The 12,974-nt window shown below is 35.5% G+C and carries 10 protein-coding genes; 4 read left to right on the top strand and 6 right to left on the bottom strand.

Features of this window, described 5'->3' with window-relative positions; genetic code table 11:
• Window positions 1-3: 3 nt before the first annotated feature.
• Window positions 4-327, top strand: a complete 324-nt coding sequence (grxD, locus tag WHA_RS01530) for a Grx4 family monothiol glutaredoxin (RefSeq protein WP_006280013.1) — start codon at window positions 4-6, stop codon at window positions 325-327.
• Window positions 328-521: 194 nt separating this feature from the next.
• On the opposite strand, the gene fumC is transcribed toward grxD, so the two are convergent.
• From fumC to murC, 4 genes are all read right to left on the bottom strand, one after another.
• Window positions 522-1,916 (bottom strand): class II fumarate hydratase, encoded by a 1,395-nt coding sequence (fumC, locus tag WHA_RS01525; protein ID WP_015588948.1) that lies wholly within the window; start codon window positions 1,914-1,916, stop codon window positions 522-524.
• Window positions 1,917-2,391: 475 nt separating this feature from the next.
• On the bottom strand, window positions 2,392-3,414 hold the full coding sequence (cgtA, locus tag WHA_RS01520) for an Obg family GTPase CgtA (protein ID WP_015588947.1): 1,023 nt from the start codon (window positions 3,412-3,414) through the stop codon (window positions 2,392-2,394).
• Window positions 3,402-4,676, bottom strand: a complete 1,275-nt coding sequence (gene eno, locus WHA_RS01515) for a phosphopyruvate hydratase (RefSeq protein ID WP_015588946.1) — start codon at window positions 4,674-4,676, stop codon at window positions 3,402-3,404. The genes cgtA and eno overlap by 13 nt, the downstream gene beginning before the upstream one ends.
• A gap of 4 nt (window positions 4,677-4,680) precedes the next feature.
• Complete coding sequence (murC, locus tag WHA_RS01510) at window positions 4,681-6,177, bottom strand: UDP-N-acetylmuramate--L-alanine ligase (protein ID WP_015588945.1); 1,497 nt, start codon at window positions 6,175-6,177, stop codon at window positions 4,681-4,683.
• A gap of 26 nt (window positions 6,178-6,203) precedes the next feature.
• On the opposite strand from murC, the gene WHA_RS01505 reads away from it, so the two are divergent.
• The 3 genes from WHA_RS01505 to WHA_RS01495 all read left to right on the top strand — a co-directional run bounded on the left by WHA_RS01505 (window position 6,204) and on the right by WHA_RS01495 (window position 10,733).
• Window positions 6,204-6,878 carry a septal ring lytic transglycosylase RlpA family protein gene (locus tag WHA_RS01505; protein ID WP_015588944.1) on the top strand — a complete coding sequence of 225 codons (675 nt, stop codon included), beginning with the start codon at window positions 6,204-6,206 and terminating at the stop codon, window positions 6,876-6,878.
• An 869-nt stretch (window positions 6,879-7,747) separates the two neighbouring features.
• Window positions 7,748-9,112, top strand: coding sequence for an ankyrin repeat domain-containing protein (locus WHA_RS01500; RefSeq protein ID WP_015588943.1), 1,365 nt, complete (start codon window positions 7,748-7,750; stop codon window positions 9,110-9,112).
• Window positions 9,113-9,245: 133 nt separating this feature from the next.
• The gene (locus tag WHA_RS01495) at window positions 9,246-10,733 is read left to right on the top strand and encodes a type II secretion system protein GspD (RefSeq protein ID WP_015588942.1); all 1,488 of its coding nucleotides are present in this window, start codon (window positions 9,246-9,248) and stop codon (window positions 10,731-10,733) included.
• A gap of 7 nt (window positions 10,734-10,740) precedes the next feature.
• On the opposite strand, the gene WHA_RS01490 is transcribed toward WHA_RS01495, so the two are convergent.
• Entirely contained in the window at window positions 10,741-11,652 is a 912-nt protein-coding gene (locus WHA_RS01490; RefSeq protein WP_041573573.1) for an outer membrane protein, read from the bottom strand.
• A 67-nt stretch (window positions 11,653-11,719) separates the two neighbouring features.
• Window positions 11,720-12,946 (bottom strand): tRNA (N(6)-L-threonylcarbamoyladenosine(37)-C(2))-methylthiotransferase MtaB, encoded by a 1,227-nt coding sequence (gene mtaB, locus WHA_RS01485; RefSeq protein ID WP_015588940.1) that lies wholly within the window; start codon window positions 12,944-12,946, stop codon window positions 11,720-11,722.
• Between the last annotated feature and the right edge of the window lie 28 nt (window positions 12,947-12,974).

Here is a 12,974-nt window from a genome sequence, read left to right as displayed (position 1 = left end):
TTTATGAGCAATTTTGAACAAATAAAAAAAGATATAACAGAAAATGATGTGGTATTGTATATGAAAGGCACTTCTGATTTTCCTCAATGCGGATTCTCTGGACTCGTCGTGTCAATCCTAAAAAAATTGAACGTGAAGTTTAAGTATATTAACGTGTTGGAGAATGATGAAATACGTGAATCTATAAAAAAGTTTTCTGATTGGCCAACAATTCCACAATTATATATAAAGGAAGAGTTTATTGGTGGTTGCGACATCACTCGCGAGATGTACGAAAAAGGCGAACTGCAAAGTTTATTGAAGGAAAAAAAAATTATTGCGGAATAAGTACCAAGAAACCAGTGCCCAGACGCTGGATAACGTAGTATAGCTATGAAAAAGGATCTTATGTCTTAAACCGTATCCGTTCAGGGGAGCGGCAAAATAAGGTAGACAAAGCAAGATAATAATGTTGATGTTAACACTATTGTCAAGTTTACTGGCCTTTCTATTAGTGAGATTGAAGAATTAAGTGTGAGCGGTTACAAATAATTTACCATTTCTTCTGGTTTCACTATCCTTTCAAACTCTTCCTCAGTGAGCAGTTGAAGTTTTGCTGCTGCTTCTTTTAGAGTGATATTTTCTTTATAAGCAAGCTTCGCTATTTTTGCTGCATTGTCGTACCCTATATGCGTATTTAATATAGTGACCAACATCAACGACTGATTCAGTAAATCTTTTATCCTCTCTTCATTTGCTTTAATACCAACTACACATTTTTCTGTAAAATTTAAACTTGCGTCAGCTAAAAGTCTTATAGACTGCAAAACATTGTAAATTATCACTGGCTTAAACACATTCAATTCAAAATGACCGTTTGAACCACTAATGGTTACAGCAACATGATTTCCCATAACTTGAGTGCATACCATAGTCACCGCTTCACACTGAGTTGGATTCACTTTACCTGGCATAATTGAAGAACCAGGCTCATTTTCCGGTAACATTATTTCCCCAATTCCGCATCTTGGACCAGAACCAAGCAGCCTTATATCATTTGCAATTTTCATTAAACTGACTGCTACTGTATTGAGTGTTCCACTGAGCTCAACTAAAGCATCATTTGCTGCTAGCGCTTCAAATTTATTGCCTGCTGAAGTAAATGGAAGGTTAGTAATTCCTGCAACTTGCTTTGCAAAATCTTCAGCAAAACCCTTTTTAGTATTGAGTCCCGTGCCAACCGCAGTGCCACCTTGTGCAAGCTCATATATATCACTTAAAGTTGATTTTACTCTCTCTATCCCCTTTTTAATCTGGGCTGCATAGCCAGAAAACTCCTGTCCTAGTGTTAGGGGCGTTGCATCTTGCAGATGAGTACGTCCTACTTTTATTATATCTTTAAATTCCTGAACCTTATTATCCAGCACCTTATGCAATTTTTCAAGATTTGGAATAAGCAAGCGGTTTATCTGGTCTGCTGCTGCTATATGCATTGCTGTTGGAAAGGTGTCATTTGACGACTGACCATAATTCACATGATCATTTGGATGTATCGGAGATTTACTACCCAAATTACCACCTAAAATCTCTATTGCGCGATTGCTGATCACTTCATTCATATTCATATTAGTCTGCGTTCCGGATCCGGTTTGCCAAACAACAAGCGGAAATTCATTATTAAATTTGCCATCTATTACTTCCTTTGCGGCTGCGCAGATTGCGTCCCCTACCTTATTATCTATGCTACCCTGCTTCATGTTAACATGTGCTGCTGCAAGTTTTACTATTGCTAATGCTTTAATCAGAGGCTCTGGCATTTTTTCTGTGCCAATCTTAAAATTTTCTAAAGAACGCTGAGTCTGCGCTCCCCAGTAATGTTCACTTGGTACTTTTACTTCCCCTAAGCTGTCTGATTCTATTCTCGTCTTTCTATCCATATTTTCCTCCTGGTGTTATGCAAACTGGTTCACTACATAATTTTTTCATGCCTACTTCTTGGTTAATTAAATCATACTAGATCCAAGTAGTCAAGTGTACGAACATTGCAATTTTCAGGTAACTTGCATGGTAGATGTACAACTGTACGAACATTGTCTAGCAGGAGGGTGTCATCCCAGCGCCCCTATGATGTCATCACAGTGCTTGACACTTGGATCCAGAAATTTTATTAAGTTGGTAAGCATAAAAGTAGCCGTTTTATGTTAAAATACAACGTTTTGATGATTATGAAAAGGCTGGATCCCAGTGTCTGGGCACTGGGATGACACCATCTGCCACGCAAATTGCCTGCAAATTGCAATGTTCGTACAGTTGTGTGGTAGATGCAAGTAGCTGACACTGGGATTTGTTGTGTTTAACAAAAACAAATGTTCGTACAAATATATTCTAGTTATATGATAAAATAAATGAAATTCACATCTTAAAAGGATCATATACATCGATTTCCTTAGAATTACTCTTTTTCAATTTTTCACTTAATAATCTTAAAATAGGCTGTAAATCACCATTAATTGATAAGCACAGCACTTCTTTATTGAGATAATTAGCTAGGTGATTCTTCTTTTCCAGAATTTCTGCTTCCCTCAATAAGTCGCATTTGTTTAATACTACACTCTCTTCTTTTTCAACAAGATCACTATTGTAAAGTTCCAATTCATTATGGATACAACTATAAGCCGAAACAACGTCATCGTGAGTTACATCGATTAAATGAAGTAAAATTTGACACCTTTCTATGTGCTTTAAAAATTTATGCCCGAGCCCAACTCCAAGGTGAGCATCAGTAATTATTCCAGGAATATCTGCTATTACAACTTCGCTATCATCCACTTTTACCATGCCTAAATGAGGTCTTACGGTGGTAAATGGATAATCGCCTACTTTTGTATCGGAATTTGAGCAGCGAGTCAAAAATTTTGATTTACCTGCGTTTGGCATGCCAATAATTCCAACATCTGATAAAACTTTTAGTTTTAATAATACATGTTTTTCTTCGCCAGGCTGACCGTAAGTAAAATGTCTTGGTGCCTTATTAGTAGAAGATTTAAAATTAGTATTTCCAAGTCCACCTTTTCCACCCTGTGCTACTTGAAATTCCATACCAGGCTTGTCAAGGTCTACTATTATCTCTTCACTTTCTTCATCAATTATTTGTGCACCGACTGGAACTTTAAGTATAACGTCTTTCCCTGCTGTGCCAGATCTATCCCTGCCTGCACCATTTTTTCCACTATCTGCTTTAATGTGTCTTCTATAACGAAAATGAAGCAAAGTGTTGAGATTAGCGTCGCTGATGAAAACTATGTTTCCACCCTTTCCTCCATTACCACCATTTGGACCACCAAATTCAACGAACTTTTCTCGACGAAAACTTGCACAGCCATCACCACCGTCACCGGCTTTTAAACACAATTTTACTTCGTCTATAAAACCCATGCTAACCCACGATAATATTTAGCATCCTTTCCTAACGTGCTTTCTATTCTCATTAGCTCATTATACTTCGCGAGTCTATCAGAACGCGATAGCGACCCGGTTTTTATTTGCCCGCAATTTGACGCAACTGCTATATGAGATATTGTTGTGTCTTCTGTTTCACCTGAGCGATGAGAAACAACAGCTTTATAGCCATTTGATTTTGCCATTTCAATTGCATTAAACGTTTCTGTTAACGTCCCTATTTGATTTGGCTTGATCAGTACAGCATTTGCCATTTTTTCCTCTATTCCTTTACGTATTAGTTCACAATTTGTAACAAATAAATCATCCCCGACCAATTGAATTTTATTCCCTAGTTTTGCAGTAAGCAATTTCCAGCCTTCATAGTCGTCTTCACTCATTGCATCTTCTATAGAAATTATTGGATATCTTTCCACAAGGTTACAATAATATTCGGTTAACTCTTCTGAAGTAAGCCCCTTACTTTCAAATTCGTAAATTCCATCTTCATAAAAAGTAGATGAAGCAACATCAAGGCCTAGTGCAAAATCACTTTGCGCTGAATAACCTGCTGATTCTATAGCGTATATGATCAAATCAAGTGCTTCTTCAGTACTTTCAATATTTGGTGCAAAACCACCTTCATCCCCTACATTTATGCTATAACCTTTTTTCTTAAGAATGCTACGTAAGTTGTGGAATACCTCCGCAGATATTCTAATCGCTTCGCTGAAAGTCTCAGCACCGACCGGAAGAATCATGAATTCTTGGAAATCGAGCTTATTGTCTGCATGTACTCCACCATTAATTATGTTAATGAGTGGAACCGGCATAACACTCGTCTGCTTTCCTCCCAAATATCTATATAGCGGCATTTTGAAACTGTTTGCTGCTGCTTTTGCAACTGCAAGAGACACACCCAAAGTTGCATTTGCTCCAAGTTTTGATTTGTTTTTTGTTCCATCCAGTTCAATTAATGCTTTATCAATTGCATTTTGGTCCGCTGCATTCATTCCAATGATTTCATCTGCTATTATCCCATTTACAGCTTGAACAGCTTTCAGCACTCCCTTACCACAATACCTTTTCTCATCTTGGTCCCTGAGTTCCAAGGCTTCTAATTTACCAGTTGAAGCTCCAGAAGGTACAGATGCCCTGCCTATTGCGCCATCACAGAGCTCAATTTCTACCTCAATAGTGGGGTAACCCCTGCTATCTAAAATTTCTCTTGCAAATACGTTATTGATTATCTTATTCATTACATTAAACCTTAACTTCCGCAATAAGTGCTGCAGTTTCTTTTGCTAGCTTAGCTATATTACTACCAGCACCAATAAATAATACTATATCACTTGGACTTGTCGAATCACTAATAAAATGTGAAATGAGCAAAGCATCATTCATAATTTTTGTGTTATTAAATCCATTACTGATTAAAGCTTTTTGTATATCATCAATCCCACAACCAGGAATAGGATTGTCTTCTGGGGGATGAACAGGAGTGAGGATGACATAATCAAACATCATGAAAATTCGTATGAATTCATCAAAAAAATTACGAATGCGGGCAAAACGAAGTGGTTCGATAATTCCTATTACTTTTCCTTTAGTAATCGAACGTGCAGCCGTTAAAGTTGCATATATTTCATTTGGATGATGGGCATAATCCTCAATTAACTTAACACCTTTAATATCGGCAATCAAAGAGAATCTTCTTGCTACTCCTTGAAATTCCAAAAGGCCTTTTTTAATCTCTGCATCGCTAATTCCGAGCTTTATCGCAACTGATATTGCAGCTAGGGCGTTGCTTACTTTGTGAATTCCAATTGCATTTGATAGTACTATGTTTTTTAAAGGGCTGGATCCCAGTGTCACGCACTGGGATGACATCTCTGTACACTTTCCTTTTGTCATTCCAGCACGTAATGCTGGAATCCAGTTGTTCAACACATCAAATTCTATGCTGTTAGCATGCTGTTTAATGTTGCTGGCTCTTATGCTACCATTCTCAAACCCAAACGTTATAGAATTACCCGCATCATAATCGATGTCTACAGAATCAGGTAAAACTGCAGAACCTGCATTATTCACGAATTGGGAAAATGCATTTTTGATATTATCAAATGTGCCGTAATAATCTATGTGGTCATTGTTGATACTTGTTATGACAGCAATCTTTGCAGGGATTTTTAGCATAGTTCCATCAGACTCATCAGCCTCGATCAGAAAAGTGTCACTCCCTCCAAGTTTGAAGTTGCTCTTATAGGAATTTAATATCCCTCCTACAGTTACAGTCGCATCAATGCTAGAATGATCAAAAATGGAAGCAATCATAGCGGTTGTTGTTGTCTTTCCGCTTGAACCTGAAACCGCTATCACATATTTATCTCTTAAAAGTTCAGCAAGCATGTCTGATCTATGCAAAACGATTTTATTGTTATTTTTTGCCGCAATTAACTCCACATTATCAGATTCTATCGCAGAAGAATATACAACTATTTGAGCTTGGCTTATATTATCAGCATTGTGACCAATGTAAACTTCTATACCCAGCTTTTGTAATCTATCTACATTGTTGTTTGACTGCGCATCACTGCCTTGAACTTTGTAATTGGAATTGTGAAGAATTTCAGCAATGGCACTCATTCCGATTCCACCTATACCAATAATATGTATTATTCCTTCTTGAGTTTTGTTAATATTTAGCAGTAGATGTTTACTCATTACTAAATTTATTATAGTATAATTTAAAATCCTCATAGTATCGAACCCTCTTACCGAATACAATGATAAAAAACCTAGCCTTCCTATGTCTAATATTCGTTTTGATGAGTAGTTGCAGTTTTAGCAACAGGTTTAATTGCACTGCAGGTCATTACAAAATTGGCAGCAGCTATACAATAAATGGTATAACTTATTATCCAAAAAACTGTAAACACTATGAAGAGATAGGGACAGCGTCGTGGTATGGAATAGAAGATCATGGCACGCTTACAGCAAATGGTGAAGTGTTTAACCGTCACTTGATCTCTGCAGCGCATAAGACTTTGCCCCTACCCTGCTTTGTTCTTGTCACTAATTTAGAAAATGGAAGAAAGCTTGTTACAAGGGTTAACGATAGAGGACCATTTATTGAAGGTAGAATAATAGACTTATCAGAAAAAGCAGCTCAAGTCTTAGGATTTCATAAATCTGGGCTTGCAAAAGTAAAAGTCCAATACCTAAGAAAGATGTCAGAACAATTGATACAAAATACTCCTCATTACAGAAAGCAGTATGAAAAAGAAATACAGAAACGTCACCCAAAACAAGACAGTGCAGAAAGTAAGGGATATGTTGCATTTTTTAAAAGTGCTCAGGCTGCTAAATCAGCTGCATCAAAGCTTCGCAATCAAGGAATAAAAAATGTTAGATTGCTTTTTAAGAACGATCAATATTGCGTGAAAGTGAGTTATAGGTAGTGGTGAGTGCAGAATTTGAAAAATTTGGTTAATGTCAGAAACGCTGGCTAACTATTGTAAGTTAAAAATGTGATATAAAAAAGATATCAACAATTTATAGCTATACCACCGCGATATCTCTTAGCCGCTAACACGTAGCGGAATGACGAGCTTATCGTCACGCCACCGCTAACCGTCATACCGCGATTTATTCGCGGTATCTCAGCCGCTAACAAGTAGCGAAATGACAGCAATCCTACGTCATGCCGCCGCTAACCGTCATACCGCGATTCATTCGCGGTATCTCAGCCGCTAACACGTAGCGGAATGACGAGCTTATCGTCACGCCACCGCTAACCGTCATACCGCGATTCATTCGCGGTATCTCAGCCGCTAACAAGTAGCGGGATACTTGACCTTTACAGGAATGACAGTTGTCGTTTAGCTATAAATATTAAGAAATTTACCAAATAAAAAAAAAGGCAAAGAAACCCTAGGGTAGCTAGTATTCAAATTCTCCCTTGTCTATTTGACGTCTTTTACTGTCTTAAACACTTTATAAGCGCGTTTCGGCTTGTATAGGTAGAAACCTAAAAGTTTTATAAAGACATGAGGTGCACATAGTGCAAAAAATTAAGCATGATTTACGCCAAATACATTAAGTTTTTTGTCATTAATCCACTGCAGAGATTGCGAAGATAAATAAATAGCTTCAGTTTCATGATAAGAGGGCTGGCGGAGTTTGTCAAGTAAGTTTTTCGTTTCATCCAATGCGCTGCCAAAAGTTTGTTATGCAAGAATGCACTAGCCATTTCTCACAGATTCATTTAAACTTAATCAAGTAGGAGTATTATTAACGCGAAAAGAGTTTAATTAGAGATTTAAGTGATATGGCGCGTGAGGAAGATATAAACCAATTAGTAGAAAATGGATTTGATATTAACTCAAAAGATGCAAGTGGAATCACTCTCTTGCACAAGTTCACAAAAGAAGGTGATTTAGTTGGAGTAAAGTCATTACTAGAGCACGAAGCTGATTTCAATGTCGTAGACAACGAAAATAGAAATCCACTGCATTATGCCATTATGCATGGACACAAGAAAGTTGCTAAACTTTTTGTTAATCAACTGACAATTAATTCCAAGGATAAAAATGGATTTACTCCACTGCACCTTGCTGCACTACAAGATGACACGGAATTAATAGATTTTTTGATAACAAAAGGCGCAAAAATTAATGAAAAAGATGTCAAAGAGGGCTATACTCCTCTTCATATAGCTTCACTATACGGTTCTAAAAAAAGCGTCCAAATTTTAATTGATAGCGGAGCAAATCTCGAATGTGAAGATAACAATTTTCGTACTCCTTTGTTTTTAACCATTTATCAATGCACCGCACATTATGACAGCAGAGCAGAAATTATAGAATATCTGATAAAGAAAGGTGCAAATATAGAAGCCAAAGATGCAGAAAATAACACTACGCTTTTCCTAGCAGCGTGTAACAACAAAATGCAAATAGTAAAGCTTATTGCAAAAAAACAGCAAGCAAGTAACGATAAAATTAAACTTAAAGAGTTTTTTTGCACAAAAAACAATCATGGTTTTGATGCATTAGATTGCGCTATTGAGCATAATAATAGAAAAATGGTAACATTTCTTGTATCAAAAGGAATAGATGCAAATGATCAAGATTTTAATGGCAACGCCAGGCTGCATAAAGCTAGCCATAATGGTAACACTAAAACAGTTAAGCTCTTATTGAGGCTTAAGGTAAACATTAATGCTGTTACTAAATGTAACAGAACTCCCTTGCTACTGGCAGTTAAAAAAGGCCATACAAAAATTGTGAAAATGTTATTGGAAGTTAGAGCCAATATGAACATTTGTGAGCAACAAGGTTTTGCACCTCTACATCTTGCTGTTCAAAAGGATTATTTTGATATAGCTCAGCTATTAATAGAAAAAGGTGCAGACCTTAACATTAAGTGTAATAACGGTCATACCGCAATAGATATGTTCATTAGCAAGGCTCATAGCAAAAAAAACATCGAAGAAAATTACAAAAAATTTTGCAGATTTTTGATGCTTTACCTGAAAGAGCTACATAGTAAACACAAAGCCTGTTGTATACTTTCAACCCTAGCTCTAAGCCTAACAATTATAGGCTTACCATTTATTTTCAAGCCTATTATTAAATATAGAGAAAGAAGTAAAATATATAAAAAAACTAAGGCTATGCTGGTCTACATTTAAGTACAAGAAGAGTATACAAAAAATACATAGCCAAAGCTAATATATGACAATTATCTGCTCGATGAAAACGAAATTAAATACATTTTTAATATTTTTATAGAAATCTATTAGTATAGATCTATATGCTGTTCTAATGGCTATTTTTAAATGCTTAATACTCCTCTTCATTATTTCTTGCACACATCTACCTACCAAGCAATATCCTATTAACATAGACAATTATAAGCACGATTATCCGTTGCAACAATATAACACCTCTTTGGAGATTAATGAACCGGCAATACCAGAAATTATGCCTTTACCAATAGAGTTTCCCGATCTCACAATCAGTAATCAGCTTATTTCTATTAATGTTAGTGAAGAAGTATCAGTAAAGGATTTGCTGATTGAGATAGGAAAACTTTCTGACGTTAACTTGGATATGGACCCAAAAATATCAGGTAATATTATTTTAAAGCTAAAAGATAAGGATATAAACGAAGTAATTCAGAGTATAGCAAATAGCGCCAAACTGCGTTACTCAACAAGTAATGGTGTAATTAGAATTGAGCAGGACTTGCCATACGCACAAAATTATTACGTAGACTTCATCAATATTCAACATTCTGCTCAAAGCAGTTTCGTCATTAATAACAATATTACTAACAGTGATGGAAGTAACGTTGATAGGGACTATAACAATGTTATGAAGTCTCAATACAGTAGTGACTTATGGAATTCATTAGAAAAAGGCTTGAATGCAATAATGGATGTTAACGGGGTGGATGATGGCGAATTCCTTTCATCCAACAGAGAAGCTGGTGTTATTATTTTGAATGCTAGAAAAGATATCCACAAAGCTGTTGAAGAATATATTAATAAGGTTAAGAAGTTAGCGTCTTCTCAAGTAATGATAGAGGCAAAAATAGTTGAAGTTGTGCTAGATGACAAATACCTTTCTGGTATGAACTTAAATGACTTACAAGATGGAACTAAGTCTATAATAAATCAAGATAACTCCATTATTAACCTAGCAATGAACTTTGGTGCAAATGATCTAGGAGATTTAGTAAAAAATTTAGACAAATTTGGCACTTCAACTGTAATTTCAAGCCCCAGAGTACATGCTATAAATAATCAGCAAGCGATGATTTCATTTACTAAAAACCATATTTATTTTACCTCCGATATACAAAAAGATACTAGAAACTCTAATCAGACCTTAATTACCAAGATGAATAGCGTCCCAATAGGTGTTGTGCTAATAATCCACCCAAGCATTAACATTGATACTAGTGAAATATTCATGGATATACATCCAACTTTATCAAGAATTAACGGCTACACTAAAGATCCAGATATAGAGTACGTCGCACAGCAGAGTAAAATGAAATTAAATAGCGACATTCCAATTGTTGAAATCAGAGAAATGAACTCTATGTTAAAAATTAAGAGCGGTGAAATTATGGTAATCGGCGGGCTTATAGAACATAGAGAAGATAAGCAAAGCTTATTGCATCAGAAATCAAAAAGGCTAGCGAATAATATTAGAACAGTAGAAACTGTCATTTTTTTAAAAGCAACAATCGTACCAACATTTGGTTTGTTAGATAGAAAAGATAAGAATTTATATATATATTAAATTATCACTAAAAATTAAATATCAAACCAACTTCAATATTGTGAGTAGATATGTCATCTGCAACAGGTATCGGAACGCTAAAGTAACGATAGCCGAGAAAGGTTTTGATTTCTGGGATTATTGAATAATCAACACCAAGTTTTATTTGATAAGCAAACCAAGGAACATTCAGTGGCATTGAATTTTGGGGTGACCCATTAATCCTTTTTAATCTAAAAACTGTTGGTCCTATACCAAGACCGATGTACGGAGCAAATTGTGTATCCTGAACGCTGGGATTATAATAGAAGTTTAACAAAAACGCAAATATACTTGCTGATTTATCAAATACCGGAGGAGAATTACTATCTTCAATATTGGCTATAGAATACGCGGCTTCAAAATCAATTTTACCATTTTCTCCAGCATAGTAACCTAAAGACATGCTGCTAAACCACTGGAAATCAATTTTACCATCAAATTGCTGTATACTTTTAATTTCATCTGCCACTATATTTTTTATTATAAAACCATAATGACTTTCAACTAAAGTTAGGACTCTCTCCCCTATTGCCTTTATACCCTTTACAAATATTTCTAAATTATCATGGTATACCTTACCACCGTTAGCGCTAACATAAAAATCAAGTTTTTTTGATTTTTCTTTTGTAGGCTCAGCTTGATCTGCAATACGTGACCACATATTTTTCTGATCAGCTACTTGGAAAACAGAAGGTGGACTACTTTCAAGTTCTTGATATTTTATTGGTATTTCTTTTGCAGTAACCTCCTCAGAACGTATCACACTTTCATCATTGTCTGTTTCTAATTTTAAGGGTTGTACTTGCTCAATGTGTGTACTATTACTAATATAAGTAATAAAAAAATAGACACATGGAATGAAAATTAAAAATAAAGCAATAGATATTTTAGTTATCACAAATGAACCCATAATTATCATTTATAGTATAACTACTATATCATATATTTCTTTAATGTACAAAAAATTAAGGTAAGATACTTCCGATTAGATAATTATTTTCCACTCCTTTAACATTAACTTTCACAATACTCTTGGCTTGAGCTTTTGGTTCAAGCTTTACTAATGCAAAATTTTCTGTTCTACCGATATGATTTTGCTCAACCAGAACGCTTTGCTCGGTGCTGAGCAAAGATTGATAAAAACTGCTCATCATTTCCTTATTCACCTCTCTTAGGTGCTTTACCCGTTCTTTACGTACATTTTCTGGTATTTGCGGCATCCGTGCAGCAGGTGTATTTTTCCGCTCTGAATATGGAAAAGCATGTAGGTAAACTACATTTATTTTTTTTAGTAGATCAACCGTATCCTGAAACATTTCATCAGTTTCTGTTGGAAATCCAGCAATAATATCAGCGCCAAATGCTATATTAGGTCTCAAGCTCTTCATTTTATGATAAAATTCTATCACTTGCTCTCTGTTGTGACGACGCTTCATTCTCTTTAGTATTAAATTATTACCAGATTGTAGACTCAAATGTAAATGAGGCATAAGTCTTGACTCATTAGCTATTAAATCCATTAATTCGTCGTCAACTTCAGCAACATCGATAGAGGAAAGTCTTAGCCTCTTCAACTCTGGTATATCCTTTAAAACTCTCCTAATCATTGAACCAAGTGATGGCTTACCCAACAAATCTGTACCAAAGTCAGTAATATCAACCCCTGTAAACACTACTTCTTGATATCCATTTTCTACAAAGATCCTGATTTGCTCTATAATACTGTTTATTGGCACAGATCGATTATTCCCTCTTGCCTCAGTAATTGAACAAAATGTGCAGCTATGATTACAACCATTTTGAATTTCAATAAATGCCCTTGACTTATCTTCAAATCCATTAATTAGAACAGGTTCTACTTGGTTATCACTGACCAAGATTTTATCGTCATTTAGTAAGTAATTTTCAGCTTTTAGCTTATCTTGATTACCGAGCACTTTACTTACACCAGGAATGCTACTGTAAACTTCTGGATCCAACTGAACAGCACAACCAACTACGATAATTTCTTTATTTGGATCATTTTTGTAAATCTTACGTATCTTTTGCTTTACCTGACGTTCTGCTTCGTTTGTCACTGCACAGCTATGCACCACAACAACATTTTCTCTCTTTGCTTTTTTTAATGCTTCTTTGATTAACTCGCTCTCGTAAAAATTTAGACGACAACCAAATGTTATCACTTCATTCATGTTAGTATTTTTTGCTTTAATAGACCTA

The sequence above is a fragment of the Wolbachia endosymbiont of Drosophila simulans wHa genome (assembly GCF_000376605.1).
Taxonomy (GTDB): domain Bacteria; phylum Pseudomonadota; class Alphaproteobacteria; order Rickettsiales; family Anaplasmataceae; genus Wolbachia; species Wolbachia pipientis.
This window is presented reverse-complemented; position numbering and strand designations above follow the sequence as displayed.